The organism is Burkholderia sp. BCC0044 (assembly GCF_902832955.1).
Classification (GTDB): domain Bacteria; phylum Pseudomonadota; class Gammaproteobacteria; order Burkholderiales; family Burkholderiaceae; genus Burkholderia.
In genome coordinates this window covers 92,607-119,573 of record NZ_CADFDO010000007.1, presented here as the reverse complement: position 1 = coordinate 119,573, position 26,967 = coordinate 92,607, and the positions used below count along the sequence as shown (strand labels likewise).

The following is a 26,967-nucleotide window of genomic DNA, read 5'->3' as shown; positions in this document are numbered from 1 at the left end:
ATGCTCGATCGGCCGGACGGCGACGTTCGCCCCCGCCCGCACATCACATCAAGCTGCTTACTTCCCGCCGATGCTCTTCAGCGGCTTCCAGTCGCCCTTCTCGACCTTGTACATCGTGATGCCGCCGTTCTTCAGGTCGCCCTTCGCGTCGTACGCGACGTGCGTCGACGTGACGCCGGCCATGTCGGTCTTCGCGAGCACCGGCAGGTACTTCGCCGGATCGGTCGAATCGGCCTTCTTCATCGCGTTCAGCATCGCCATCGCGCCGTCGTACGCGTACGGCGAGTACGTCTGCACGTCTTCGCCGAAACGCTTCTTGTACTTGTCGGCGTAGGTCTTGCCGCCCGGCATTTCTTCCAGCGGGAGGCCGGCCAGCGAAGCGATCGTGCCGTCGGCCGCGTTGCCCGCGATCTTCAGGAACGTCGGCGTCTTCACCATTTCGCCGCTCATCAGCGGTGCGTTGAAGCCGAGCGCCTTCATCTGCTTGACCATCGGCGCTGCCTGCGAATCCGCGCCGCCGTAGTAGACGAGGTCCGGCTTCGCCGCCTTCAGCTTGGTCAGAATCGCCTTGAAGTCGACCGCCTTGTCGTTCGTGAATTCGCGGTCGACGATCGTCGCGCCGCCGGCCTTCGCGGCCTTCTCGAACTGGTCGGCGAGACCCTGGCCGTAGGCCGTGCGGTCGTCGACGATCGCGATCTTCTTCATGCCGAGATCCTTCGACGCGAACGTGCCGGCCACCGAGCCCTGCTGCGTGTCGGACGTCATCATGCGGAAGGTCGTCTTGTAGCCTTGCTGCGTGTATTCCGGCGCGGTCGCCATCGCGATTTCCGGAATGCCCGCGTTCGCGTAGATGCGCGAAGCGGGAATCGTCGTGCCCGAGTTGAAGTGGCCGAGCATGCCCTTGATGCCGTCGTCGACGAGCTTCTGCGCGACCGTCGTGCCCGTGCGCGGGTCAGCCTGGTCGTCCTGCGTGCTCAGCACGAACTTCACCGGCTTGCCGCCGATCTTCGGGTTCGTCGCGTTGAAGTCTTCCAGCGCGAGCACGATCCCGTTCTGCATATCCTTGCCGTAGTGCGCCTGCGCGCCCGTCATCGGCCCTGCGTAACCGATCTTCACGTCATCCGCATGGGCCGTCCCCGCCAGCGACATGACGGCGACGAACGTCGCGCCTGCCACCTTTTTCATCGTGTGTTGCATAGCATCTCCTTGGTACCAGGGTAAATGGAGCGGCTTCGGGATCGCCTGGCCGCTTCCTTTGTTTGATCCGAACGGCAAGGATGATCAGCCGATCGTCATCAAATTCGCATTGCCGCCCGCCGCGGCCGTATTCACGCTCACCGAGCGTTCCGTGAGCAGCCGCTCGAGCGCGTAGTCTTCCGCGTCGCCGTTCTCGAACGCGCCCGCCGACACGCCCTGCACCGACACGATCGGGCCCGGGCGCTGCGCGACGTCCTTCACGAGCGTCTGCAGTTCGTCGCTGTCGCCTTCGAACAGCACCGCGTCGAACGGCGCGTCGGCCTGCTTGCGCACGGTCGCGTGCGCCTTCAGCGACGCCGGCAGCGCGGCGACCAGCGCCTCGCCCGCCGCGCCGGCGAACAACGCACGGTTGCCCGTCGCCAGCACCGCCGCGAATTGCGCGCGCGCGCCGCCCGGCGTGGCCGCGACACACAGCACCGTGCCGCGGGGGCCGAGTGTATACGTGTTTCGCTCGCCCGTCGGGCCGCTCAGCACGGCGGTCGCGCCGGCCGGCACCTGCGCGAGATAGCCGTCGCAACGCGCGGCCAGCGCCGGCTCGCGCTGCTCGATCAGCCAGTCGCGCAGCGTCGTGAGCGCTGCCGCCGGGTTGCCGCGCGCCTCGCTTTCGGTCGCGCCGTCCGCCACCAGCGACCGCGCGAGCGCGCGCGGCAGGCCCGACGGACGCGTCGCGAGCAGGCGCTGCAGGTACAGCGCGCCGCCGGCCTTCGGGCCCGTGCCCGACAGCCCTTCGCCGCCGAACGGCTGCACGCCGACCACCGCGCCGATCACGTTGCGGTTCACGTAGATGTTGCCCACGTGCGCATTCGAGATCACGTGCGCGATCGTCTCGTCGATCCGCGTGTGGATGCCGAGCGTCAGCCCGTAACCGGTCGCGCGGATCTGCTCGAGCAGCTTGTCGAGCTGGCTGCGCCGGTAGCGCACCACGTGCAGCACCGGGCCGAACACTTCGCGCTTCAACTCGTCGATGCTGCCGATCTCGATCAGCGTCGGCGGCACGAACGTGCCGTGCGCGCACGCGTCGGGCATCGGCAGTTGCGTGACCCCATGGCCCTTGTCCTTCATCGCCGCGACGTGCGTGTCGATCGTCTGCTTCGCTTCGGCGTCGATCACCGGGCCGACGTCGGTCGACAGCCGGTCCGGGTTGCCGAGCGCCAGCTCGTGCATCGCGCCCTTGAGCATCGTCAGCGTGCGGTCCGCGACGTCGTCCTGCAGACACAGAACGCGCAGCGCCGAACACCGTTGACCGGCCGAGTCGAACGACGACTGCATCACGTCCGCGACGACCTGCTCCGCGAGCGCCGACGAGTCGACGATCATCGCGTTCTGGCCGCCCGTTTCGGCGATCAGCGGAATCGGCTTGCCGTCCGGATCGAGGCGCGCGGAAAGCGTCTTGTTGATCAGGCGCGCGACTTCGGTCGAACCGGTGAACATCACCGCGCGCGTGCGCGGATCGGCGACCAGCGCCGCGCCGACGGTCTCGCCCGTGCCCGGCAGCAGTTGCACCGCGCCGGCCGGCACGCCGGCCTCGCGCAGCAGGCGCACGGCCTGCGCGGCGATCAGCGGCGTCTGTTCGGCCGGCTTCGCGAGCACCGTGTTGCCGGCGGCGAGCGCCGCGGCCACCTGGCCCATGAAGATCGCGAGCGGGAAGTTCCACGGGCTGATACAGACCACGGGGCCGAGCGGACGATGCGTGTCGTTCGAGAATTCGTCGCGGATCTGCGCCGCGTAGTAGCGCAGGAAGTCGACCGCTTCGCGGATTTCGGCGATCGCGTTCGGCAGCGACTTGCCGGCTTCGCGCACGATCAGGCCCATCAGCGTGTGCATCTGCGCTTCGAGCAGGTCGGCTGCGCGCACCAGGCAGTCGGCGCGTGCGTCGACCGGCGTCGCCTGCCAGATCGGCGCGGCGGCCACCGCGTGCGTGAGCGCCGCGCTCACGTGCTCGGACGTCGCTTCGCTGACCGTGCCGACTACGTCGCGCTGATCGGCCGGGTTGCGCACGTCGCGCGCCGGGGCGTCGGCAAGTGCATCGTCGGCGAGCATCGGCGCCGCGCGCCACGGGTGGTGCGCGCTCGCGAGCAACGCGGACGACAGCGACGCGAGACGGTGTTCGTTCGACAGGTCGAGGCCCATCGAGTTGGGACGCTCGTCGCCGTACAGGTGGCGCGGCAGCGGAATCTTCGCGTGCGGCGCGCCGAGCGGCACGACCTTCGACGCTTCGTCGACCGGATCGGCGACCAGCTCCTTCACCGACACGGTTTTATCCGCGATGCGGTTCACGAACGACGTGTTCGCGCCGTTTTCCAGCAGACGGCGCACGAGGTACGCGAGCAGCGTCTCGTGCGTGCCGACCGGTGCGTACACGCGGCACGGACGGTTCAGCTTGTCGCGGCCCGTGACTTCCTCGTACAGCGGCTCGCCCATCCCGTGCAGGCACTGGAATTCGTACTGGCCCGGGTAGTAGTTCTGGCCCGCGAGCTGGTAGATCGCGGCCAGCGTGTATGCGTTGTGCGTCGCGAACTGCGGATACACGGCGTCCGGCGCCGCGAGCAGCTTCTTCGCGCATGCGAGGTACGACACGTCGGTGTAGATCTTGCGCGTGTAGACCGGATAGCCTTCGAGGCCGTCGACCTGCGCACGCTTGATTTCGCTGTCCCAGTACGCGCCCTTCACGAGGCGGATCATCAGGCGGTGACGGCTGCGGCGCGCGAGATCGATCAGGTAGTCGATCACGAACGGGCAGCGCTTCTGGTAGCCCTGCACGACGAAGCCGATGCCGTTCCAGCCCGCGAGATCCGGATCGAAGCACAGCGCCTCGAGCAGGTCGAGCGACAGTTCGAGGCGATCCGCTTCTTCCGCGTCGATGTTCAGGCCGATGTCGTAGCGACGTGCGAGCAGCGCGAGCGCGCGCACGCGCGGCAGCAGCTCGCTCATCGTGCGGTCCTGCTGCGAGCGCGAATAGCGCGCATGCAGCGCCGACAGCTTGATCGAGATGCCCGGGCCTTCGTAGATGCCGCGGCCGCCGGCCGCCTTGCCGATCGCGTGGATCGCCTGCTCGTACGACGCGTAGTAGCGCTGCGCGTCCTCTTCGGTCGTCGCCGCTTCGCCGAGCATGTCGTACGAGTAGCGGAAGCCGCGCGCTTCGTACTTGCGGCTGTTCGCGAGCGCTTCGGAGATCGTTTCGCCGGTGACGAACTGCTCGCCCATCAGGCGCATCGCCATGTCGACGCCCTTGCGGATCAGCGGCTCGCCGCCGCGGCCGATCAGGCGCGTGAGCGCCGACGACAGGCCCGCTTCGCTGTTGGTCGTCACGAGCTTGCCGGTGATCATCAGCCCCCAGGTCGCCGCGTTCACGAACAGCGACGGCGCGTGGCCGACGTGCGAGCGCCAGTCGCCCTTGCTGATCTTGTCGCGGATCAGCGCGTCGCGCGTCGCGCGGTCGGGAATGCGCAGCAGCGCTTCGGCGAGGCACATCAGCGCGACGCCTTCCTGGCTCGACAGCGAGAACTCGTGGATCAGCCCTTCGACGCCGCCGCCCGAGCTCTTCTCGCGCAGCGCCTCGACCAGCTTCGTCGCGAGCGCCTGCACGTCCGCCTGCAGGTTCGCGGGCAGGCGCGCCTGGCCGAGCAGGAACGGCACGCACTCCGGTTCCGGACGGCGGTACGCGGCGGTGATCGCCGCGCGCAGCACCGACTGCGGCTGCACGTTCTGCGCGAACTCGAGGAACGGATGCGGCGAGTTGTCGTCGTCGCCGTCCGCGGCCTGACCGTCGGCGAGCTCCGTCACGCCGCTGTGGCCCGACAGCTCGGGCGGCAACTGGCCGTGCTCGATCCGCTCGAGATACGCGAAGATCGCCTGCTTGATCAGCCAGTGGGGAGTGCGCTCGAGACGCGCTGCCGCGTCTTTCAGGCGCGAGCGGAGAAGGTCGTCGACTTTGACGCCGAGAGTCGTGCTTGCCATGGTGGGTTCGTGCGCCGGTGCGAGCCCGGCAGTGTGGTGTAAGAGGATGCGCGAAATCCTACGGCACGCAATAAAAAGGTGCAACCAAATTGAGAGAGAGGTTGCACCCATAAGTTAGTCAATATAATCAGCCACTTATGTGGTTGCAACCTAGGGGTTGCCCGTGGTCGGAGGCTCGGTGTTTTCCCTGATCGGTGCGATTGGACACATGCGTGCAACCCTCGGCATGCAAGGAAGCGGCCGAAAAGAGGTTGCACTGGGAGGTTGGGAGGTGTGACACGAGGCACGGTGCCGGCGTCGGGTAGGCGACGGAGGGGCTGGGGCACCGACAGCCCCGGTCGGGCATGCGACGGGCGACGGCTCGGGCACCCGGCGGCGCAGACGTCCCGATATCCGGTGACTCCACGCGACGCCCGCGCGGACGCCGCTCAGATATCCAGCGGATCGACCTCGACGCTCCAGCGCAGCACGCCCTTCAGCGCGCGCAGCTCCGGCTGCCACGCGCGCAACGCATGCTGCAGCGCCGCCCGCGACGCGCTTTCGAGCAGCAGCTGCGCGCGATGGACGTTCGCGACTTTGACGATGGTCATCGGCACCGCGTCGTACACGGTCACGCGATCGGCGCCCGGCAGCCCCGGCAACGCGGCCGCGGCCTGCTGCAGGAACGCGAGCGCCGCATCGAGCGTGCGCCCTTCGGCGCGCAGCAGCGCCTGGTAGACGAACGGCGGCAGGTGCGCGTCGCGACGCTCGCCGAGCTGCGAATTCGCGAAGCCCACGTAATCCTGCCGCCCGAGCGCGTGATACAGCGCATGACGCGGGTAGCGCGTCTGCACCATCACCTCGCCCGGCAGGCCGGCGCGCCCCGCGCGGCCGCTCACCTGCATCAGCTGCGCGAACAGCCGCTCGCTCGCGCGGAAGTCGTGCGAGAACAGCGCGGTATCGGCATTGAGCACGCCGACGAGCGACACGCGCTGGAAGTCGTGCCCCTTCGCGATCATCTGCGTGCCGACCAGGATGTCGACCTCGCCCGCGTGCACGTCGGAAAAAAGCGCCTGCGCGCTGCCCTTGCGGCGCGTGCTGTCCGCGTCGATCCGCAGGATCCGCGCGCCCGGCACGGCCTCGGCGAGCGCCTCCTCGATGCGCTGCGTGCCGCGCCCGAGCGGCGCGATGTCGACGTTCCCGCACTCGGGGCACGAGCGCGGAATGCGCGCTTCCCAGCCGCAGTGATGGCAGCGCAGCGCATGCTCGGGCTTGTGCAGCACGACGTACGCGCTGCAGCGCGGGCAGCCGGCCACCCAGCCGCATGCGTCGCACGCGAGCTGCGGCGCGTAACCGCGCCGGTTCAGGAACACGAGGCTCTGTTCGCCGCGTTCGAGCCGCGCCTTCAGCGCGGCGACGAGCGGCCCCGACAGCCCGCCCATCGACGCGCGCCCGCGCCGCCGTTCCTCTTCGAGGTCGATCAGCCGCACGGTCGGCAGCGTCGCGTCGGCCACCGCGCGACGCGACAGCGTGAGCCGCGTGTAACGCCCCTGCTCGGCCTGCCACCAGCTTTCGAGCGACGGCGTGGCCGAGCCGAGCACGACGGTGATGCCGAGCTGCTTCGCGCGCCACACGGCCAGGTCGCGCGCCGAATAGCGCAGCCCTTCCTGCTGCTTGTACGCGGGCTCGTGCTCCTCGTCGACGACGATCAGCGCGAGCGTCGGCATCGACGCGAGCACCGCGAGCCGCGTGCCGAGCACGATCCGCGCGCGGCCCGTGTGCGCGGCGAGCCAGTTGCGCGCCCGTTCGCCTTCGGCGAGCCCGCTGTGCAGCGTGACGATCGCGTCGTCGGCGAGCGCCCCCGCGAAGCGCGCGCGAAACGCGGCCTCGAACTGCGGCGTCAGGTTGATTTCGGGCACGAGCACCAGCGCCTGCGCGTCCGGCCGCGCGTCGAGCAGCGACGCGAGCGCATGCAGATACACCTCGGTCTTGCCGCTGCCCGTCACGCCGTGCAGCAGGAACGGCGCGAAGCCCTGCGCCGCGCGGATCGCGTCGAGCGCCTCGGCCTGCTGGTCCGTCAACGCCGGCGGCACAGCGCGTCCACCGCTTGTCGACAGGTTATCCACAGGGTTGACCACAGGCGTATCGGCCCAGCCGATCTCCTCGACGTCGACCCAGCCGCGCGCCGCCCAGTCGTCGAGCGTCGCGGCCGCCTTCGGGTGCAGCGCGCGTGCGTCGGGCAGCGTCAGCGAACCGGTATCGACGAGTGCCTGCGCGAGCCGGCGCAGCGCGGCGCCGCGCGCAGGCAACGCATCGGGCAGCGCCGCGCGGCCGGCCTCGGTCGGCCGGTAGCGCACTTCCGGCGCGAGCAGCCGCCCCCAGCGCCCGGCGTCGCGCAGCGCCTGCGGCAGCGCCGGCAACGCGACTTCGCCGCGCCCGCGCTGATAGTAGTCGGCAGCGAACGACACGAGCGCGAGCCAGTCCGCCGACAGCGGCGGCAGCTCCGTGCAGATCGCATCGACCGCGCGCAGCCGCGACGGCGGTACATCGGTGTGAGTGGTGACTTCGCAGACGAGCCCGACGGCCTGCCGCTTGCCGAACGGCACCTGCACGAGCGTGCCCGGCCCGGGCGCCGGCTGCGCGTCGCAGCGATAGTCGAACAGGGTCGCGAGCGGATGGTCGAGCGCCACGCGCAGATAGGTGTCGCTCATCCGCGCGCTCCGGCAGCGGCGGCACGCAGCATACGGACGGCCTGCACCCGCGCCCGTATCGCGACGGCGGACTTAAAGTAAAACTTCAGATTCGGCGCTAAGTTTTGGATTCGCATTAGGAATCGCCGTATACCCTGGCCAGCCTGTGGATAACTTTGTTGAGAACTCGCCGCTCAACGGCCGCAACGCGCGCCGGGCCGTGCTTTCCGCTGTTTTTCGCCGCTTGCGGCGGTGCCCCGCGAAGCCTTATTCCATAAGGCTGCTATTCAAATTACCGAACCATAGCGAGACAAATTGACCGATACGGGGCTCTACCGCGCTGCAACGTGGAAAATGTGTATAAGTCAAGTCTTGACAAGCACCGAATCGGCAACCGGAGCGGGGTTGCGTCCTGTTTAGTTTCAGAAACGAAACATCACCATCCCGCAGTGCAGCATGACGGCGCTTGCGTTCAGCCCGCCGCTCCGCTACGGATCGCGCGGCTGTGGGTATGGACTTCGTCGACGAGTTCGGCGACGTGATCGGGCGACGTGAATTGCGAGATGCCGTGCCCGAGGTTGAACACGTGGCCCGGATGGTTGCCGTAGCTGTCGAGCACCGCGCGCGCCTGTTCGCGCACCGCGGCCGGCGGTGCAAACAGGATCGTCGGGTCGAGGTTGCCCTGCAGCGCGACGCGCCCCGCGACGCGCTCGCGCGCGGCGCCGAGGTTGACCGTCCAGTCGAGCCCGACCGCGTCGACGCCGGTCGCCGCGATCTCCTCGAGCCACAGTCCGCCGCCCTTCGTGAACGTGATCACCGGCACGCGCTCGCCGTCGTGCTCGCGCTTGAGCTGCGACACCACGCGGCGGATGTAATCGAGCGAGAAGCGCTGATACGCGCCGTCGGCCAGCGCGCCGCCCCACGTGTCGAAGATCATCACGGCCTGCGCGCCCGCTTCGATCTGCGCGTTCAGATACGCGGCCACCGCCTGCGCGTTCACGTCGAGGATCCGGTGCATCAGGTCGGGGCGCGAATACGCCATCGACTTCACCGTGCGGAAATCGTCCGAGCCGCCGCCTTCGACCATGTAGCACGCGAGCGTCCACGGGCTGCCCGAGAAGCCGATCAGCGGCACGCGCTGGCGGCCCTGACCGTCGGTGAGCGCGCGGCGGATCTCGCGCACGGCGCCCGTCACGTAACCGAGCGTCTCCTCGATGTCCGGCACCGCGAGCTTCGCGACGTCGGCCTCGGTGCGCACCGGATGCGCGAACTTCGGCCCTTCGCCGACCTGGAAGTCGAGGCCGAGCCCCATCGCGTCGGGAATCGTCAGGATGTCCGAGAACAGGATCGCGGCGTCGAGCGGAAAGCGCTCGAGCGGCTGCAGCGTCACCTCGGTCGCGTAGTCGGGATTCTTCGCGAGACCGAGGAAGCTGCCGGCGCGCGCGCGCGTCGCGTTGTATTCGGGCAGGTAGCGGCCGGCCTGGCGCATCAGCCAGATCGGCGTGTAGTCGGTCGGCTCGCGCAGAAGCGCACGCAGGAAGGTGTCGTTGAGCAGGTTATGGGCCACGGTAGGAGCGACGATGCGAAGGCAAACCGGCATTTTACCGGACAGCCGCGATCGGGCTGCGCATGCCGATGCGATGGCGGCCATATGACGCGCGCGATGGCTCCGTTATGATCGGACGCTCATATCGAACCGAACGAAGGAGGAGACCGATGAAGACATTCGCCACGCTCGCCGCGCTTGCTGCCGCCACCGCGCTTTGCTGCGCTGCCGCGCACGCACAGGGGACGACCGCGCCCGCGCCCGCGAGCGCCGCGGCCGCCGGCTCGCGGCTCGACGACGTGCTCGCGCGGGGCACGCTGCGCGTGTGCACGACCGGCGACTACAAGCCGTATTCGTACTACCGCGCGGACGGCCGCTTCGAGGGCATCGACATCGACATGGCCGAATCGCTCGCGAAATCGCTCGGCGTGAAGACCGATTACGTGAAGACGAGCTGGCCGAACCTCACCCACGACTTCGTTGCGAAGTGCGACATCGCGGTGGGTGGCGTGTCGACGACGCTCGAGCGCCAGAAGCGCGTGTTCTTCACGCAGCCGTACGTGGTCGACGGCAAGACGCCGATCGTGCGCTGCGCGGATGCCGACAAGTACCAGACCGTCGCGCAGATCGACCGGCCCGACACGCGCGTGATCGTGAATCCGGGCGGCACCAACGAGCGCTTCGCGAAGCAGTTCTTCACGCACGCGAACCTGACCGTCTACCCGGACAACGTGACGATCTTCAAGCAGATCCTCGCGGGCAACGCCGACGTGATGGTGACGGATGCGTCCGAGACGCAGCTGCAGCAAAAGCTGAATCCGGGCCTCTGCTCGGTGCATCCGGACAAGCCGTTCCAGTTCGGCGAAAAGGCGTACATGGTGCCGCGCGGCGACGTCGTGTTCCAGCAATACGTCGATCAGTGGCTGCATCTCGCGCTGTCCACCGGCGAGTACCAGGTGATTTCGGACAAGTGGCTGAAGTAAGCTGACCCGCGCCGCGGCGACCGATCATGGGCACCGACCCCGCAGCCGCCGCGCGCGCCGTTACACATTGCCGTCGCTGCGCCGGGCCTTCCAGCGGCGCAAAACCCGCCGAATTGGCCGAATGGCCGACTTCCCCGCATTCCGATCACGTTTCAAAATCTTTCTGACGAATGAATCGTCATGCGCGGTATCGATCGCGCCGTGCACTTTCTCGCGTGAAAATCGGCAATTCATCGCGCCCGATACACGTGAAAAACGCATCGCGCGCATACCTTGAAAACGCAGCGGAAAGTATGGGTAAAAATGACCTTTTTCAGGACCCCGAAAACAGCAAAAAATCCCGGAAAGCCTTATCTGGCGGGCGTTACAACCTGAAACACTTTGTTACCGCGACGGGTCATTAATTCGCCCACAATGGCCTCAACGGTTTCAACACGGATGCGGTCTCGTGTGCCAAGTGTGAGCGGACGCGAAGCGCTGCGAGCCAGTCGGTCACGTACCGAAGCCCTTCCGAGGGGCATCCCTGTTGGAGTCGTTTCCGGCTCCCCGCCGGATCCGGTTTCATCTTTGGTCTCCTCGCGCTAACCCCGTAGCGTGTGGTTTTTAGCGGGCTAATAAGCCCGCTTTTTTTCGTCCGTCGAAAACGTAGCGACCTGCAGGCCGCCACGTTTTTTCAGCATTGTCCCGTACCGTCCCGCTTCAAGCAGTCTTCTGCACGTCGAGCTTCAGTTCCTCGATCATCCGCTCGCGCATCACGAACTTCTGCACCTTGCCCGTCACCGTCATCGGCAGCTCGTCGACGAAGCGGATATAGCGCGGAATCTTGTAGTGCGCGATCTGGCCTTGGCAGAACGCGCGCACGTCGTCCTCGGTCATCTGCTCGTCCGCGCGCAGCACGATCCACGCGCACAGCTCCTCGCCGTACTTCGCATCGGGCACGCCGAATACCTGCGCGCTCTGGATCTTCGGATGCCGGAACAGGAATTCCTCGATCTCGCGCGGATAGACGTTCTCGCCGCCGCGAATCACCATGTCCTTCAGGCGACCGACGATGTTGCAGTAGCCGTCCGCGTCGAGCGTCGCGAGGTCGCCCGTGTGCATCCACCCGTCGACCAGCACCTCGCGCGTCTTCGCGTCGTCGTCCCAGTAGCCGAGCATCACCGAATAGCCCTTCGTGCACAGCTCGCCCGTCGCGCCGACCGGCACGATGTCGCCGCCCGGATCGACGATCTTCACTTCGAGATGCGGCTGGATGCGGCCCACCGTCGTCGTGCGCTTTTCCAGCGGATCGTCGGTCGAGCTCTGGAACGACACGGGGCTCGTCTCCGTCATCCCGTACGCGATCGTGATCTCCGACAGATGCATCTGCGCGACGACGCGCTTCATCGTCTCGATCGGGCACGGCGAGCCGGCCATGATCCCGGTGCGCAGCGTCGACAAGTCGAATCTCGCGAATTCCGGATGATCGAGCTCCGCGATGAACATCGTCGGCACGCCGTGCAGCGCGGTGCAGCGTTCTTCGGCCACCGCCGCGAGCGTCGCGACCGGGTCGAACGCTTCGCCGGGGAACACCATCGCGGCGCCCGTCGACACGCAGGCGAGCACGGCCAGCACCATCCCGAAGCAGTGATAGAGCGGCACCGGGATGCAAAGCGAATCCTGTTCGGTGAAACGCATCGCCATCGCGATCGAGCGCGCGTTGTTGACGACGTTGCGGTGCGTGAGCGTCGCGCCCTTCGGGCTGCCGGTCGTGCCGCTCGTGAACTGGATGTTGATCGGATCGGTGGCCGCGAGCGTCGCGCCGATCGCATCGAGCAGCGCCGGATCGACCGCCTGGCGGCCGCGCGCCATCACGTCCGCGAAGCGGAACATGCCGGCGGGCGCCGTCTCGCCCATCGACACGATCGTGCGCAGGTTCGGCACGCGCGCCGCGTGCAGGTCGCCCGGCGTCGCGCTCGCGAGCTCCGGCGCGATGGTCTGCAGCATCTCGACGTACGCGGAGCTCTTGAAGCGCTCGGCCGCGATCACGGCCTTGCAGCCGACCTTGTTCAGCGCGTATTCGAGTTCCGACAGCCGGTAGGCCGGGTTGATGTTGACGAGCACCGCGCCGATCCGCGCGGTCGCGAACTGCGTGAGCAGCCATTCGCTGCGGTTCGGCGACCAGATGCCGACGCAATCGCCCTTCACGATCCCGAGCGCGGCGAGGCCGGCCGCAAGCACGTCGATCTCGTGCGCGAATTCACGCCAGGTCCAGCGCACCTGCTGCTCGCGGAACACGACGGCCGGACGGTCGGGAAAGCGGCCGGCCGTGTCGAGCAGGAACCGGCTGATCGTCGCGTCGGATAACGGCACGTCGGTCGCGCCGCGCACGTACGACAGTCCGTTTTCGGGCGCGATCAGCGCCCCCTTGCCAAGGTCTGCTGCCATCGATGTCTCCGTCCGTTTTTGTCTGATCGGCTGCGACACGCGGCTGACGCGCGTGCCTGCGCCCGCCGTGCTCGCGGCGGCGAACCGCTGAGCGCATGATGCCGCGCTCCGCTGACGACACTCTGACATTAAATCGCGGCGGGCGGCTGAAATAGCACGACCGAACGATACGATCCGGCCCGCAAAAAGACAGACAAAAACGACGAATGAAAAAAAAGCAGCCCGAAGGCTGCTTTCTTTCGCGGGATACGCGGCACGGCTCAGTGCCGGCTGCGGATCTTCGCCAGACGCTGGATTGCTTCGAGCTGCGCCATCGCGGTCGCGAGCTCGGATTGCGCCTTTGCGAGGTCGAGGTCCGACTTCGCGTTCTGCAGCGTTTCCTCGGCACGCTTGCGCGCTTCCTCGGCTTTCGCCGCGTCGAGGTCCTTGCCGCGGATCGCGGTATCGGCGAGCACCGTCACGGCGCCCGGCTGCACTTCGAGAATGCCGCCCGCGACGAACACGAATTCGTCGTTGCCGCCCTCGACTTCGATGCGCACCGCACCCGGACGAATCCGGGTAATGAGCGGCGTGTGACCCGGCAGAATGCCCAGCTCACCCGTTTCGCCCGGCAGCGCGACGAATTTCGCCTCGCCCGAGAAGATCTGCTCTTCCGCGCTGACGACGTCTACTTTGATGGTTGCCATATCGACTCCAATCTCATCCACGGGTTGAGCGTATTGCGGCCGGCGCAGGCGGCCGGAATACAAGTCATTGCTGACTTATTGTTCCGGCCGGCGCTCGCCGGCTTGCGACTCACTCAGCCCTTACTGGATCTTCTTGGCCTTTTCGAAGGCTTCGTCGATCGTGCCGACCATGTAGAACGCCTGTTCCGGCAGGTGGTCGCACTCGCCGTCGACGATCATCTTGAAGCCACGGATCGTTTCCTTCAGCGGCACGTACTTGCCCGGCGAGCCCGTGAACACTTCAGCGACGTGGAACGGCTGCGACAGGAAACGCTGGATCTTACGCGCACGTGCGACCGACAGCTTGTCTTCCGGCGACAGTTCGTCCATGCCCAGAATCGCGATGATGTCGCGCAGTTCCTTGTAGCGCTGCAGCGTCTGCTGAACGCGACGCGTGATCGAGTAGTGCTCTTCACCGATCACGTTCGGGTCGATCTGGCGCGACGTCGAGTCGAGCGGGTCGACCGCCGGGTAGATACCCAGCGAAGCGATGTCACGCGACAGAACGACGGTTGCGTCCAGGTGGCCGAAGGTGGTTGCCGGCGACGGGTCGGTCAAGTCGTCCGCAGGGACGTACACGGCCTGAACCGACGTAATCGAGCCCTTCTTGGTCGACGTGATGCGCTCTTGCAGCTTGCCCATTTCTTCAGCCAGCGTCGGCTGATAGCCCACTGCCGACGGCATACGGCCGAGCAGTGCCGACACTTCGGTACCGGCCAGCGTGAAACGGTAGATGTTGTCGACGAAGAACAGCACGTCGAGGCCTTCGTCACGGAAGTGCTCGGCCATCGTCAGGCCGGTCAGCGCGACGCGCAGACGGTTGCCCGGCGGCTCGTTCATCTGGCCGTACACCAGCGCGACCTTGTCGAGAACGTTCGAGTCCTTCATTTCGTGGTAGAAGTCGTTCCCTTCACGGGTACGCTCGCCCACGCCCGCGAACACGGAGTAACCGCCGTGTTCCTTCGCGATGTTGTTGATGAGCTCCATCATGTTGACGGTCTTGCCCACGCCAGCACCGCCGAACAGGCCAACCTTGCCGCCCTTCGCGAACGGGCAGATCAGGTCGATGACCTTGATACCCGTTTCGAGCAGTTCGGTCGACGGCGACAGTTCGTCGAACGCCGGTGCCTTCTGGTGGATCGAACGCGTCACGTCGCTCTCGATCGGGCCGGCTTCGTCGATCGGACGGCCGAGCACGTCCATGATACGGCCGAGGGTCGGCTTGCCGACCGGCACCGAGATCGGCTTCGCCGTGTTCTTCACGGTCAGGCCGCGGCGCAGGCCGTCGGATGCACCCAGACAAATGGTACGGACCACGCCGTCGCCCAGCTGTTGCTGGACTTCGAGCGTTAGCTCCGAGCCATCGAGAATGAGCGCGTCGTAGATCTTCGGCATGCTGTCGCGCGGGAATTCCACGTCGATAACGGCGCCGATGCACTGTACGATCTTGCCTTCTACCAAAGCAGCAGTACTCATCGCTTTTCCTTTAAATACCTGATTCTTTACTCGCGCAAAGGCGCAGTTGTCGTCCCGGGCGCGCGCTTAAACAGCGGCTGCGCCGCCGACGATCTCCGACAGTTCTTTCGTGATCGCGGCCTGACGGCTCTTGTTGTATACGAGCTGCAGTTCGCTGATCACCGTCTTCGCGTTGTCGGACGCGGCCTTCATCGCGACCATGCGCGCCGATTGCTCGGACGCCATGTTTTCCGCGACGGCCTGGTACACCAGCGCCTCGACGTAACGCACGAGCAGTTCGTCGACGACGGCCTGCGCGTCCGGCTCGTAGATGTAGTCCCACGACGTCGCCGGCGTACCGTCATCGGCTTCGAAGTGTTCCGACGACAGCGGCAGCAGCTGCTCGATCACGGCTTCCTGCTTCATCGTGTTGACGAAGCGCGTGTAAGCGATATAAACCGCCGACAGCTTGCCTTCCGAGTACAGATCGAGCTGCGTCTTCACGGCGCCGATCAGCTTGTCCAGGTGCGGGGTGTCGCCGAGGTGCACGACCTGCGACATCACCTTCGCGCCGAAGCGGTTCAGGAACCCGAGGCCCTTGCCGCCGATCGCGGTGGCTTCGACCTTCTGGCCCTTCTCTTCCAGCTCCTTGAACTTCTGCACCGTCGCACGCAGCACGTTGGTGTTCAGACCACCGCACAGACCCTTGTCCGTCGTGACGAGGATGATGCCGGCCGTCTGCGCGCCGTCGTTCGCCACCATGAACGGGTGGCGGTACTCCGGGTTCGCACGGCTCATGTGCGCGGCGATGGCACGGACCTTGTCTGCATACGGACGAGCGGCGCGCATGCGTTCCTGCGCGCGACGCATCTTCGATGCAGCCACCATCTCCATCGCCTTCGTGATCTTGCGCGTGTTCTGCACGCTCTTGATCTTGCCGCGAATTTCCTTCATTCCAGCCATAGCTTGCTCCTTGACCGAAGCGGCGCGGGCGCATCATGCGCGCCCGCGCGGCCTCAGTGTGTCACTCGCGGATCAATAGGCACCGGACTTCTTGAAGGATTCGATCGCCGCGCGCAGCGCGCCTTCGTCGTCCTTCGAGAGATCCTTGGTGTCTTCGATGCGCTTGATGAGGTCAGCGTGGCTGGTCTTCAGGTTGTCGCGCAGGCCCTTCTCGAACGACAGCACTTGCTTGACGTCGAGATCGTCGAGGTAGCCGTTGTTCGCGGCGTACAGCGACACGGCCAGTTCCCACACCTGCAGCGGCTGGTACTGCGGCTGCTTCAGCAGTTCCGTCACGCGGCGGCCGCGCTCGAGCTGCTTGCGGGTCGCTTCGTCGAGGTCCGATGCGAACTGCGCGAATGCGGCCAGTTCACGGTACTGCGCGAGGTCGGTACGGATACCGCCCGACAGCTTCTTCACGACCTTCGTCTGAGCGGCGCCACCGACGCGCGACACCGACACGCCGGCGTTGATTGCCGGGCGGATGCCTGCGTTGAACAGGTCGGTTTCCAGGAAGATCTGGCCGTCGGTAATCGAGATCACGTTCGTCGGAACGAACGCGGTCACGTCGCCAGCCTGCGTTTCGATGACCGGCAGTGCCGTCAGCGAGCCGCTCTTGCCCTTCACTTCGCCGTTCGTGAACTTCTCGACGTACTCTTCCGACACGCGAGCCGCACGCTCGAGCAGACGCGAGTGCAGATAGAACACGTCGCCCGGGTACGCTTCACGGCCCGGCGGGCGGCGCAGCAGCAGCGAGATCTGACGGTATGCCCAAGCCTGCTTGGTCAAGTCGTCATAGATGATCAGCGCGTCTTGGCCGCGGTCACGGAAGTATTCGCCCATCGTGCAGCCGGCGTACGGTGCCAGGTACTGCATCGCAGCCGAATCCGATGCCGAGGCGGCGACGACGATCGTGTATTCCATCGCGCCCGTTTCTTCGAGCTTGCGAACCACGTTCATGATCGACGAAGCCTTCTGGCCGATCGCGACGTAGATACAGATCAGGTCCTTGCCCTTCTGGTTGATGATCGCGTCGAGCGCCACCGCGGTCTTGCCGCACTGACGGTCGCCGATGATCAGCTCACGCTGGCCACGGCCGATCGGCACCATCGCGTCGATCGACTTGATGCCCGTCTGCACCGGCTGCGACACCGACTTACGCCAGATCACGCCCGGGGCGATCTTTTCGATCGCGTCGGTCAGCTTCGCGTTGACCGGGCCCTTGCCGTCGATCGGGTTGCCGAGCGCGTCGACCACGCGGCCGACGAGTTCCGGGCCAACCGGGACTTCGAGAATGCGGCCCGTCGTCTTGACGATGTCGCCTTCCGAGATGTGTTCGTATTCGCCGAGAATCACCGCGCCGACCGAGTCGCGCTCGAGGTTCAGCGCGAGACCGAACGTGTTGCCCGGAAACTCGAGCATTTCGCCCTGCATCACGTCCGACAGGCCGTGGATACGCACGATACCGTCGGTCACGGAGATCACGGTGCCCTGGTTGCGAACGTCTGCGCTCGCTTCAAGGCCCTGGATCCGGCTCTTGATCAGCTCGCTGATCTCAGAGGGATTGAGTTGCATTATTCGCTCCTGATAGTCAATTCTGTTGCGTGCCGGCGTGGCGCTCAGGCGGTCAAGGCAGCCTGCATCGATGCGAGACGCGCGCGAACCGAGGTGTCGAGCACTTCGTCGCCGACCGTCACGCGCACGCCGCCGATCAGCGACGAATCGACTTCGACCGTCGGTTTCAGCTTGCGCTTGAACTTGCGTTCGAGGCCCGAGACGAGACTGTCGAGATCCGCGCCGTTCAGCGGGAACGCGCTCACGATCTCGGCGTCGGCGGCACCTTCACGTTCGTTCTTGAGCGCCTCGAACTGCTCGGCAATTTCCGGCAGCAGCGCGATGCGATGATTGTCGACCAGCATCTGCACGAAGTTCTTCGCTTCGGCGCCGGCCGCGACGGGCGACTTCACCGCAGCAAGCAGCAACTCGGCTACTTGCGTGCGCGTCACCTTCGGGCTCGACGCGACCGACAGGACTTCCGGCAGACGCGCAACCTGGGCCAGCTCTTGCACGAGCGTGGACCAGGCGGCGATGTCACCGCCCTCGGCCACGCGGAACAGCGCTTCTGCGTAAGGGCGGGCGATGGTTGCAAGTTCGGCCATGATCAGAGCTCGGCTTTCAGTTGATTCAGCAGTTGGGCGTGGGCCGTTTGATCGACTTCGCGCTTCAGGATCTGCTCGGCGCCCTTCACGGCCAGCGCGGCGACTTCGCCACGCAGCGCTTCGCGCGCCTTCACGATTTGCTGTTCTGCTTCCGCCTTCGCCTGGGCGACGATGCGGGCGGCTTCAGCCTGGGCGTTGGCCTTGATTTCCTCGGCGACCGCCTGGGCACGCTTTTCGGCGTCGGCGATGCGCTGCTGGCCGTCGTTGCGGGCCTGCGCGAGTTCCTGGTCCACGCGCTTGTGCGCTGCGTCGAGTTCCGCCTTGCCCTTCTCCGCGGCGGCGAGGCCGTCGGCGATCTTCTTCGAACGTTCGTCGAGGGCGTTGATCAACGGCGGCCACACGAATTTCATCGTGAACCACGCGAGGACCAGGAACACGACCATTTGCGCAAACAGAGTTGCGTTGAGATTCACGGTGTTTCCTTATCTGCTATTCCGGAAAAATGAAACGGTAAGGCGCTCATCGAGTTGCATTCGATCAGCGCCCCAAGTCTCCGTTCCGCCCTGCGCCGGCTCACGCCGGACGCATATTTCCGAGGAACCTTAGCCTGCGAGCTTCGACAGGAGCGGGTTCGCGAACGCGAACAGCATTGCGACACCAACGCCGATCAGGAATGCAGCGTCGATCAGACCAGCCAGCAGGAACATCTTCGTTTGCAGCGGGTTGATGAGTTCCGGCTGACGTGCGCAGGCTTCGATGTACTTGCCACCCATCAGCGCGATACCGATACAGGCGCCGATTGCACCCAGGCCGATGATGATGCCGATACCGATGGCGGTCAGACCCTGGATGTTGGCGATGTAAGCTTGCATGATCACTCCTTTGTGAAAAGACTTGGAACTGAGATTTAAAAAACTAAAACGAAGACTCTTTGTTGCACGCCGCGCTTAGTGCGTGTCGTGCGCTTGGCCGAGATACACCAGCGTCAGCATCATGAAAATGAATGCCTGCAACAGAACAATCAGAATGTGGAAGATTGCCCAGACGCTACCCGCGATCACATGACCAACGAAGCCGAGGAACGTTGCGTCGCCACCGAAGCTCCACATGCTGCCGAGCAGGGCGATCAACAGGAACAACAGCTCACCCGCGTACATGTTGCCGAACAGCCGCATGCCGAGCGAAACGGTCTTTGCGAGATATTCGACGATGTTGAGCGCGAGGTTCGGGATCCACAGCAGCGGGTGGGCACCGAACGGGGCCGACAGCAGCTCATGCACAAAGCCGCCCGCGCCCTTGATCTTGATGCTGTAGTAGATCATCAGGACGAACACGCCGAGCGCGATGCCGAGCGTGCCGTTCAGGTCGGCCGTCGGGACGATGCGATGGTGGGAAATCACGTCCGACAGACCGAGCAGGCCGATCACGCGGCCCGGCAGGTCGACCGGGAGGAAGTCGAGGGAGTTCATCAGCGCGACCCACACGAACACCGTGAGGGCGAGCGGCGCGATGAAGGTGCGATTGCCGTGGACGATGGCCTTCGACTGGTCTTCGACCATTTCGACGAGCATCTCGATCGCGCACTGGAAACGGCCCGGCACGCCCGACGTCGCCTTGCGGGCGGCCAGACGCAGCAGGAGGATCGTCACGATGCCGCAGACGATCGACCAGAACAGCGTGTCGATATTCCAGACGTGGATATCGAAAATCGACGTCTGATGCGAGGTGGAGAAATTCTGCAAGTGGTGCGCAATGTACTCGGACGGATCCGGACCGCGCGTGCCTTCGCTAGCTGCCATATCGTTAATGCCACCCAAATTGTCGAAAATCGTTTTGCCCCGTTCCGCAACACGCTATTGCGGGAACGGGCCGGTGCGGTTCGTTGTCGAAACCGCACGCTGCTTGTTTCTTACCGCCAGGCCAGCGCGATCCAGTACGTCTTCAGCACGACGAGGTACGTGACGAGGAAGGGCACCCAGTGCACGCCGGCCCAGCCGAACGCCACCGCGGTGAACATCCCGATCGTCAGAGCCAGTTTCAGGGCTTCGCCCATCACCCAGCTCATCACGGTGGCCGAGCCACCTGCCTTCAGTCGTGCCACGAATACCGCACTGGGCACCCAGCCGATCGCTCCGCCCAGAAACGCGGATTGCGCAGCGGCGCCCGGCGACTTCGAAAACAGCCACCACGCCAGCGTTGCAACCAGGGACAGGACCACTTGCGCGAACACCACCTTGTAGGGGGTCACGCGCGAGGGCTTGCTCACGTTCGGACCGAACAGCCTTTCGGCCTCCGTCCGCGTGAGCGGAACGATGTTGTTATCTTGCTGCTCGACATCCCAGTCATCGTCGGATTCGCGCCGCTCGGCAGCCGCCGAAGCGGTGCGTTGCGTGCGCTGATCATCGTGCCTGTCGTTCGGCGCCTGACCCGCCATCGCAATCTTCCGCTGAAATCCTCGAACCCGACCCCAAGCTTTCTGAAAGCTTTCAGGGGTGCCTAGCTAACAAATCCGGGCGATTGTAAGCGATAGTTGCAAGTGATTCAAGGCTTTAGACGCGACAAAAACCTGCATAAAACGACGCCTCATGATGTGAAAAAACACCCGATTCGACGACGTACGATGACAGTTGTAAGGTCGGTTTCCTGCACCGGTATTTCTTGCGCGAAAAAGTCCGATGACGGGGTAAATGACGGGGAAACGATGCCCGATGCGGGCCAGAAGGAAGCGGTGCGATCGCCGCCGCGAATTCGCTGCAATGCAGTCGTCTGGAACGACTCGGCGGGACGCGCCGGAACAAGCGGAACGCCGTGACGGAGCCACCGCGCGCGACGCGTGAAATTCGACCGGATGTTCGCGCATCGATTCATTCAATCAGTTGTCGCGCCGCCACAGATGCTCGACTGTGAGTTGCAGCACTTATCAACAATCCTGATCACTGCACACGCTGTGCGCGCTGCCCGCCGCCCGAACGGCACGCCTGTGCCGCACGCACCGGCCCCGCTCAAGCGTGCATGAGCAGCCACGCGCCGAGCGCCGCGCTCACCAGCGCGAACGGAATCGACACGACGTGGAACGGCAGCCACATGCGCGGCTCCTTCGCGAGACGCACCGCGATCAGGTTCGCGAGCGAGCCGATCGCGAAACCGAAGCCGCCGATCGATACGCCGAATGCGAGCGCGCGCCAGTCGTGCGTGAATTCCGACAGCAGGATCGCGGCCGGCACGTTGCTGATCACCTGTGACAACACGGCGCCGGCGGCATAGACGCGCAGCGGCGAATCGAGTTGCGCGTGCGCGATCGCGTCGTGCACGACGGGCAGCGCAGCCGCGCTGCGCAACACGACGAACATCAGCACGAAGATCAGCAGCAGCAGCCAGTCGATCTTCAGGACTGCGTCACGTTTGACGGCGAGCAGCACGATCGCGACCCCGACGAGGCCCGGCAGCGGATGGTGCGCATCGGCGAGCAGCACGAACGCGGCGAACAGCACCGCCGCGATCAGCGCGTGCATGCGTTGCACGGGAAAGGCCGCGGCGTCGCCGGACAGGTCGAGCGGCTTCGCGCGAAACATGAAGGCGGTCAGCACGAGCAGCAGCGCCATCAGCGCGACGGCGAGCGGCCCGAGCGTGACCACGAAACGGCCGAACGACACGCCGCTCAACTGCCACAGGAAAAGATTCTGCGGATTGCCGAGCGGTGTCGCGACGGACCCCGCATTGACGGCCAGCGCGACGACGATCACGAGCCGCCGGAATGGCAGCGGTGTCAGCGCGCGCAGCGACACCATCAACGGCACGACGACGAACAGCGCGACGTCGTTGGTGAGCCACATCGACAACATCGCGGCGAAGCCGACGAGCAGCATTGCGAGCCCGCGCTCGGAATGCACGTGATGCACGATGCGATGCGCGAGCCACATCAGGCAGCCGGACAGCTCGAGCGCCTTCGTCAACATCAGCAGGCCCGCGAGCGTCGCGACCGTCTGCCAGTCGACGCGATCGGCGAGTACCGAAAATGGTTGCGGACGCACCCATTGCAGCACGATCAGGCCAAGCGCAAGCACCGACAGCACCGGTTCCTGCGCAAGCCATCCGAGCCACCGGCGCGGCGCCGGTACGCCCGTTTCCTCCATACCTGCCCCGTTATTCTTCTGTTGCGACGTTGCCGCGCAGTCGCGCGAGAATGCCCTCGAGCGCATCGAGGTTGCCGAAGTCGATCAGCACCTGCCCTCGCCCGCGGCGGCCGAGCTTGATCTTCACCGTCGACGCGAGCAGGTCGGACAACTCCTCTTCGAGGCGACGCGTATCGCGGCCGCCATCGTCCTTCGCACGCGCCTTCACGGCCGGCGCTTCCTTCGTCGTATGCGAGACGAGCTTCTCGGTCTCCCGCACCGACATGCGCTTGTTGACCACCTGATGCGCGAGCGTGATCTGCGTGGCCGCATCGACCGCGAGCAGCGCACGTGCGTGCCCCATGTCGAGATCGCCGGCCAGCAGCATCGTCTGCACCGGCGACGCGAGGTTCAGCAGGCGCAGCAGGTTCGACACCGCGCTGCGCGAACGGCCGACCGACTCGGCCGCCTGTTCGTGCGTGAAACCGAACTCGTCGAGCAGGCGCTGGATGCCGTGCGCTTCTTCGAGCGGATTCAGGTCCTCGCGCTGGATGTTCTCGATCAGCGCCATCGCGGCCGCGGCCTGATCGGATACGTCCTTCACGAGCACCGGCACTTCATCGAGGCCGGCCAGGCGCGCCGCACGGAAACGCCGCTCGCCCGCGATGATCTCGTATTTGTCTGATGAAATGGGCCGTACCAGGATCGGCTGCATCACGCCCTGTGCGCGAATGCTTGCCGCGAGCTCCTGCAGGCTGCCTTCGTCCATCCGCGTGCGCGGCTGGTACTTGCCGGCTTGCAGCTTGCCGAGCGCGAGCGTGTTCGGTGCGCCTTCGATCTTCACCGCTTCGGTGATATCGGCACTGCCGCCGAGCAGCGCTTCGAGGCCACGTCCCAAGCCCTTCTTCTTTGGTACCGCGTTCATGTCTTTCTTCCTCGCTTCGCTCATGTCCGGATCACGACACCTCGAACGCGCGCACGCGCTCGATCATCTCGGCACCGAACTGGATATACGCCTGCGCACCGCGCGAGCTGCGATCGAACACGACGCCCGGCAACCCGTAACTCGGCGCTTCCGCCAAACGCACGTTGCGCGGAATCACCGCGTCGAACACCTTGTCGCCGAAGTGCGCTTTCAGTTGATCGGAGACTTGCTGCTGCAACGTGATGCGCGGATCGAACATCACGCGCAGCAAGCCGATGATCTTCAGGTCGCGGTTCATGTTCGCGTGAACCTGCTTGATCGTGTTGACGAGGTCCGACAGCCCTTCAAGCGCAAAGTACTCGCACTGCATCGGAATCACGACGCCATGGGCCGCGCACAGCCCGTTCAGCGTCAGCAGCGACAGCGTCGGCGGGCAATCGATCAGCACGAAATCGTAGTCGTCGGCCACGTGCTCGAGCGCGGCCTTCAGGCGGCGTTCGCGGTTATCGATGCTGATCAGTTCGATCTCGGCGCCGGACAGCTCGCGGTTCGCGGGAAGCACGTCGTAAGTGACGCCTTCCGGACGCACGCGTGCATCGGTCACCGACACGCCGTCGACCAGCACTTCGTACACGGTCGCTTCGCAGGCGGCCTTGTCGATCCCGCTGCCCATCGTCGCGTTGCCCTGCGGGTCGAGATCGATCAACAGGACTCGTTGCTCCTGCGCTGCAAGGCTTGCGGCGAGATTGACCGATGTCGTCGTCTTGCCGACGCCCCCCTTCTGGTTCGCAACGCAGAAGATCTTTGCCATCGTTGGTGTGTTCCCTTTACCTTCAAACAAACGGCGCGCTACCGCGCGCCTTCAATTCGCGTCGTCGACGGCCACTTCGAACAGATGCCGCTCCGCATCGAGCATCGGCACCGCCAGCCGGATCGTCTGCTTCACGCGGCTGCCTTCCGGCAACCGCGCAATCTCGTCGTCCGGGTGAACGCCCTTCATCGCCCAGATCGATCCGCCCGGCGCAACCAGATGTCGAGCAAGTTTAACGAAGTCGGACAGGTCCGCGAAAGCGCGGGATACGATCATGTCGAATTTTTCCGGGACTTCGACACCCGGCTGCAGCGATTCGACCCGACCGGTGACGACCGACAGGTTCGCGAGCTTCAGCTCCGCGCGCATCTGCGTCTGGAACGCAGACTTCTTCTGCACGATATCGTTCAGCGTGACCTGCCAGCCCGGCTCGACGATCGCCAGCACGATGCCGGGCAGCCCGCCGCCCGAACCGACGTCGAGCACGCGCGCCGACGTACGGCCGCGCAGATGCGGGACGATGGAAAGCGAATCGAGGATGTGCTGGATCAGCATCTGCTTCGGGTCGCGGATCGCGGTCAGGTTGTAGACCGCGTTCCACTTGCCGAGCAGCGCGACGTAGTCGAGCAGCTGGTTGCGTTGTGTATCCGTCAGCGTGAGGTCGAGCGCCGCCGTGCCTTCGACGAGCATCCCCTCCAGTACGTCCCGATTCACCGCCGGCGCGCGACGCGCCGTCATTGTTGCGTCGGGACGGTGCCGTCCCCCTGCTCCGCGGCCTCTGCAGCCTCTGCGGCCGTGCCGTTACGGCGGCCCAGGCCGCGACGCTTCAGGTGCACCATCAGCAGCGAGATTGCCGCCGGCGTGACGCCCGAGATGCGCGACGCCTGCCCGATCGTTTCCGGCCGGAACTCGTTGAGCTTCTGGCTCACCTCGAACGACAGCCCGCGGACTTCGCGGTAATCGATTCCGTCCGGCAGACGTGTATTCTCGTTCGCGTCGTTGCGCTCGATCTCGGATGCCTGGCGTTCGATATAGCCCTGATACTTGATGCCGATCTCGACCTGCTCCTTGATCTGCTCGAGCAGCACCGGATCGTCGGCCAACGGCTCCGCGGGGCCGCACTCGCCGCCCTTCAGCCCGCACACGCCGTCGTAGCTCACGCCCGGGCGGCGCAGCAGCTCGGCGAGGCTGTATTCGTGATCGATCGCCTTGCCGAGCAACGCGGTCGCCTCTTCCGCCGGAAGCGTCTTCGGCGTAACCCACGTCGACTTCAGGCGTTCGGTTTCACGTGAAACAGCGTCGCGTTTCCGGCTGAAGGCGTCCCAGCGCGCATCGTCGACCAGCCCAAGCTCGCGGCCGATCTCGGTCAGGCGCATGTCGGCATTGTCTTCGCGCAGGCTCAGGCGATACTCGGCCCGGCTCGTGAACATCCGGTACGGCTCGGCCACGCCGCGCGTGACGAGATCGTCGACCAGCACGCCCAGATACGCCTGGTCGCGACGCGGGCACCACGCATCCTTTTCCTGTACGTAGCGGCCCGCATTGAGGCCAGCCAGCAGACCCTGCGCCGCCGCTTCCTCGTAGCCGGTCGTGCCGTTGATCTGGCCCGCAAAGAACAGCCCGTTGATCGCCTTCGTCTCGAGCGACGCCTTCAGCGCGCGCGGGTCGAAGTAGTCGTACTCGATCGCGTAACCGGGGCGCAGGATGTGCGCGTTCTCAAGGCCACGCATCGAATGCACGAGCTCGAGCTGGACATCGAACGGCAGGCTCGTCGAAATCCCGTTCGGGTAGAACTCGTTGGTCGTCAGGCCTTCCGGCTCGAGGAAGATCTGGTGCGATTCCTTCGATGCGAACCGGTGGATCTTGTCCTCGATCGACGGGCAATAGCGCGGCCCGACCCCCTCGATCACGCCTGTATACATAGGCGAACGGTCGAGACCGCCGCGAATGATGTCGTGCGTGCGCTCGTTCGTGTGCGTGACCCAGCACGGCAATTGCTGCGGGTGCTGCTCCGCGCGGCCCAGGAACGAGAACACCGGGATCGGATCGAGGTCGCCCGGCTGCTCGTCGAGCTTCGAGAAGTCGATCGTGCGGCCGTCGATACGCGGCGGCGTACCGGTCTTCAGCCGGCCCTGCGGCAGCTTCAGCTCCTTCAGGCGCGACGACAGCGACACGGCCGCCGGATCGCCCGCGCGACCGCCCGTGTAGTTGTTCAGGCCGACATGGATCTTGCCGTCGAGGAACGTCCCGGCCGTCAGCACGACTGCGCGAGCGCGGAAGCGGATGCCGATCTGCGTGACGGCGCCCACCACGCGGTCGCCTTCGACCATCAGGTCGTCGACGGCCTGCTGGAACAGCCACAGGTTCGGCTGATTTTCGAGCCGGTGACGGATCGCGGCCTTGTACAGGATGCGATCGGCCTGCGCACGCGTCGCACGCACGGCCGGGCCCTTCGACGAATTGAGGATCCGGAACTGAATACCGCTTTCGTCCGTCGCGGCGGCCATTGCGCCGCCCAGCGCGTCGACTTCCTTGACCAGATGGCCCTTGCCAATGCCGCCGATCGACGGATTGCAGCTCATCTGCCCAAGCGTTTCGATGTTATGGGTCAGCAGCAGTGTCTTTGCGCCCATACGGGCGGACGCCAGCGCGGCTTCCGTGCCGGCATGGCCGCCACCGACGACGATGACGTCAAATTCTGTGGGAAAAAGCATGGTGGATTCCGTACGCGGAGCGGCGCACGAACCTATCTGAGAAATGTATGGGCCGAATTATAGCGGGTTCGCTTTTCGCCCGAAGGCCGTCCGAATGGTAGGGTCTGTGTATTTGCGCGATTTTTTGGCTGTGGGCGGGCGGATTTGTCGTTCCGAGCCGCCGTGGCAATGCCTTGGAGCGATTCAGCACACATCGTCGGGCCTGTGCAAAAACCGGGTTGCTAG

Annotated in this window: 20 protein-coding genes; 1 reads left to right on the top strand and 19 read right to left on the bottom strand. The window is 65.4% G+C overall.

Annotation, left to right across the window (positions count from 1 at the left end; genetic code table 11):
- Window positions 1-57 precede the first annotated feature (57 nt).
- The 4 genes from HWX14_RS32320 to hemE form a co-directional block, all read right to left on the bottom strand.
- Complete coding sequence (locus HWX14_RS32320) at window positions 58-1,197, bottom strand: branched-chain amino acid ABC transporter substrate-binding protein (RefSeq protein ID WP_175886240.1); 1,140 nt, start codon at window positions 1,195-1,197, stop codon at window positions 58-60.
- A gap of 84 nt (window positions 1,198-1,281) precedes the next feature.
- Entirely contained in the window at window positions 1,282-5,214 is a 3,933-nt protein-coding gene (gene putA, locus HWX14_RS32315; RefSeq protein WP_175886239.1) for a trifunctional transcriptional regulator/proline dehydrogenase/L-glutamate gamma-semialdehyde dehydrogenase, read from the bottom strand.
- A gap of 428 nt (window positions 5,215-5,642) precedes the next feature.
- Window positions 5,643-7,904: a primosomal protein N' gene (locus tag HWX14_RS32310; protein WP_175886238.1), complete on the bottom strand. Its 2,262-nt coding sequence runs from the start codon at window positions 7,902-7,904 to the stop codon at window positions 5,643-5,645.
- Between the two features lie 451 nt (window positions 7,905-8,355).
- Window positions 8,356-9,450, bottom strand: a complete 1,095-nt coding sequence (gene hemE / locus HWX14_RS32305) for a uroporphyrinogen decarboxylase (protein WP_279609113.1) — start codon at window positions 9,448-9,450, stop codon at window positions 8,356-8,358.
- A gap of 149 nt (window positions 9,451-9,599) precedes the next feature.
- On the opposite strand from hemE, the gene HWX14_RS32300 reads away from it, so the two are divergent.
- Window positions 9,600-10,412: a transporter substrate-binding domain-containing protein gene (locus tag HWX14_RS32300; RefSeq protein ID WP_175886236.1), complete on the top strand. Its 813-nt coding sequence runs from the start codon at window positions 9,600-9,602 to the stop codon at window positions 10,410-10,412.
- Window positions 10,413-11,111: 699 nt separating this feature from the next.
- On the opposite strand, the gene HWX14_RS32295 is transcribed toward HWX14_RS32300, so the two are convergent.
- From HWX14_RS32295 to mnmG, 15 genes are all read right to left on the bottom strand, one after another.
- Window positions 11,112-12,839, bottom strand: a complete 1,728-nt coding sequence (locus HWX14_RS32295; RefSeq protein ID WP_175886235.1) for an AMP-binding protein — start codon at window positions 12,837-12,839, stop codon at window positions 11,112-11,114.
- 260 nt (window positions 12,840-13,099) lie between these two features.
- Window positions 13,100-13,525, bottom strand: a complete 426-nt coding sequence (locus tag HWX14_RS32290; protein WP_006477288.1) for a F0F1 ATP synthase subunit epsilon — start codon at window positions 13,523-13,525, stop codon at window positions 13,100-13,102.
- A gap of 120 nt (window positions 13,526-13,645) precedes the next feature.
- Window positions 13,646-15,040: a F0F1 ATP synthase subunit beta gene (gene atpD / locus HWX14_RS32285; protein WP_006477287.1), complete on the bottom strand. Its 1,395-nt coding sequence runs from the start codon at window positions 15,038-15,040 to the stop codon at window positions 13,646-13,648.
- A 66-nt stretch (window positions 15,041-15,106) separates the two neighbouring features.
- On the bottom strand, window positions 15,107-15,982 hold the full coding sequence (gene atpG / locus HWX14_RS32280; protein ID WP_034209645.1) for a F0F1 ATP synthase subunit gamma: 876 nt from the start codon (window positions 15,980-15,982) through the stop codon (window positions 15,107-15,109).
- A gap of 72 nt (window positions 15,983-16,054) precedes the next feature.
- Entirely contained in the window at window positions 16,055-17,596 is a 1,542-nt protein-coding gene (gene atpA / locus HWX14_RS32275; protein WP_006756467.1) for a F0F1 ATP synthase subunit alpha, read from the bottom strand.
- Window positions 17,597-17,640: 44 nt separating this feature from the next.
- Window positions 17,641-18,180: a F0F1 ATP synthase subunit delta gene (locus HWX14_RS32270; protein WP_006477284.1), complete on the bottom strand. Its 540-nt coding sequence runs from the start codon at window positions 18,178-18,180 to the stop codon at window positions 17,641-17,643.
- Window positions 18,181-18,182: 2 nt separating this feature from the next.
- Entirely contained in the window at window positions 18,183-18,653 is a 471-nt protein-coding gene (locus tag HWX14_RS32265; protein WP_006477283.1) for a F0F1 ATP synthase subunit B, read from the bottom strand.
- Between the two features lie 129 nt (window positions 18,654-18,782).
- Entirely contained in the window at window positions 18,783-19,052 is a 270-nt protein-coding gene (gene atpE / locus HWX14_RS32260) for a F0F1 ATP synthase subunit C (protein WP_006482730.1), read from the bottom strand.
- A 75-nt stretch (window positions 19,053-19,127) separates the two neighbouring features.
- Window positions 19,128-19,979, bottom strand: coding sequence for a F0F1 ATP synthase subunit A (gene atpB, locus HWX14_RS32255; protein WP_050015830.1), 852 nt, complete (start codon window positions 19,977-19,979; stop codon window positions 19,128-19,130).
- 110 nt (window positions 19,980-20,089) lie between these two features.
- Window positions 20,090-20,614 (bottom strand): ATP synthase subunit I, encoded by a 525-nt coding sequence (locus HWX14_RS32250; protein WP_175886234.1) that lies wholly within the window; start codon window positions 20,612-20,614, stop codon window positions 20,090-20,092.
- A gap of 568 nt (window positions 20,615-21,182) precedes the next feature.
- Window positions 21,183-22,313 (bottom strand): SLC13 family permease, encoded by a 1,131-nt coding sequence (locus tag HWX14_RS32245; RefSeq protein WP_175886233.1) that lies wholly within the window; start codon window positions 22,311-22,313, stop codon window positions 21,183-21,185.
- Between the two features lie 10 nt (window positions 22,314-22,323).
- Window positions 22,324-23,217: a ParB/RepB/Spo0J family partition protein gene (locus tag HWX14_RS32240; protein WP_011546803.1), complete on the bottom strand. Its 894-nt coding sequence runs from the start codon at window positions 23,215-23,217 to the stop codon at window positions 22,324-22,326.
- Between the two features lie 31 nt (window positions 23,218-23,248).
- A complete protein-coding gene (locus tag HWX14_RS32235; RefSeq protein WP_050015824.1) occupies window positions 23,249-24,028 on the bottom strand; it encodes a ParA family protein in 780 nt (259 codons plus the stop codon).
- A gap of 51 nt (window positions 24,029-24,079) precedes the next feature.
- The gene (gene rsmG / locus HWX14_RS32230; protein WP_050015822.1) at window positions 24,080-24,766 is read right to left on the bottom strand and encodes a 16S rRNA (guanine(527)-N(7))-methyltransferase RsmG; all 687 of its coding nucleotides are present in this window, start codon (window positions 24,764-24,766) and stop codon (window positions 24,080-24,082) included.
- Window positions 24,763-26,742 (bottom strand): tRNA uridine-5-carboxymethylaminomethyl(34) synthesis enzyme MnmG, encoded by a 1,980-nt coding sequence (gene mnmG / locus HWX14_RS32225; protein WP_175886232.1) that lies wholly within the window; start codon window positions 26,740-26,742, stop codon window positions 24,763-24,765. The genes rsmG and mnmG overlap by 4 nt, the downstream gene beginning before the upstream one ends.
- Window positions 26,743-26,967: the final 225 nt, after the last annotated feature.

What these genes read in the sequence shown, in the direction of transcription:
- HWX14_RS32240 (WP_011546803.1), bottom strand. Translation starts at nt 23,217, where the DNA reads ATGAACGCGGTACCAAAGAAGAAGGGCTTGGGACGTGGCCTCGAAGCG.
- HWX14_RS32310 (WP_175886238.1), bottom strand. Translation starts at nt 7,904, where the DNA reads ATGAGCGACACCTATCTGCGCGTGGCGCTCGACCATCCGCTCGCGACC.
- HWX14_RS32235 (WP_050015824.1), bottom strand. Translation starts at nt 24,028, where the DNA reads ATGGCAAAGATCTTCTGCGTTGCGAACCAGAAGGGGGGCGTCGGCAAG.
- HWX14_RS32290 (WP_006477288.1), bottom strand. Translation starts at nt 13,525, where the DNA reads ATGGCAACCATCAAAGTAGACGTCGTCAGCGCGGAAGAGCAGATCTTC.
- HWX14_RS32245 (WP_175886233.1), bottom strand. Translation starts at nt 22,313, where the DNA reads ATGGAGGAAACGGGCGTACCGGCGCCGCGCCGGTGGCTCGGATGGCTT.
- atpE (WP_006482730.1), bottom strand. Translation starts at nt 19,052, where the DNA reads ATGCAAGCTTACATCGCCAACATCCAGGGTCTGACCGCCATCGGTATC.
- atpB (WP_050015830.1), bottom strand. Translation starts at nt 19,979, where the DNA reads ATGGCAGCTAGCGAAGGCACGCGCGGTCCGGATCCGTCCGAGTACATT.
- HWX14_RS32270 (WP_006477284.1), bottom strand. Translation starts at nt 18,180, where the DNA reads ATGGCCGAACTTGCAACCATCGCCCGCCCTTACGCAGAAGCGCTGTTC.
- HWX14_RS32295 (WP_175886235.1), bottom strand. Translation starts at nt 12,839, where the DNA reads ATGGCAGCAGACCTTGGCAAGGGGGCGCTGATCGCGCCCGAAAACGGA.
- mnmG (WP_175886232.1), bottom strand. Translation starts at nt 26,742, where the DNA reads ATGCTTTTTCCCACAGAATTTGACGTCATCGTCGTCGGTGGCGGCCAT.
- atpG (WP_034209645.1), bottom strand. Translation starts at nt 15,982, where the DNA reads ATGGCTGGAATGAAGGAAATTCGCGGCAAGATCAAGAGCGTGCAGAAC.
- HWX14_RS32300 (WP_175886236.1), top strand. Translation starts at nt 9,600, where the DNA reads ATGAAGACATTCGCCACGCTCGCCGCGCTTGCTGCCGCCACCGCGCTT.
- rsmG (WP_050015822.1), bottom strand. Translation starts at nt 24,766, where the DNA reads ATGACGGCGCGTCGCGCGCCGGCGGTGAATCGGGACGTACTGGAGGGG.
- HWX14_RS32250 (WP_175886234.1), bottom strand. Translation starts at nt 20,614, where the DNA reads ATGGCGGGTCAGGCGCCGAACGACAGGCACGATGATCAGCGCACGCAA.
- atpA (WP_006756467.1), bottom strand. Translation starts at nt 17,596, where the DNA reads ATGCAACTCAATCCCTCTGAGATCAGCGAGCTGATCAAGAGCCGGATC.
- putA (WP_175886239.1), bottom strand. Translation starts at nt 5,214, where the DNA reads ATGGCAAGCACGACTCTCGGCGTCAAAGTCGACGACCTTCTCCGCTCG.
- HWX14_RS32320 (WP_175886240.1), bottom strand. Translation starts at nt 1,197, where the DNA reads ATGCAACACACGATGAAAAAGGTGGCAGGCGCGACGTTCGTCGCCGTC.
- atpD (WP_006477287.1), bottom strand. Translation starts at nt 15,040, where the DNA reads ATGAGTACTGCTGCTTTGGTAGAAGGCAAGATCGTACAGTGCATCGGC.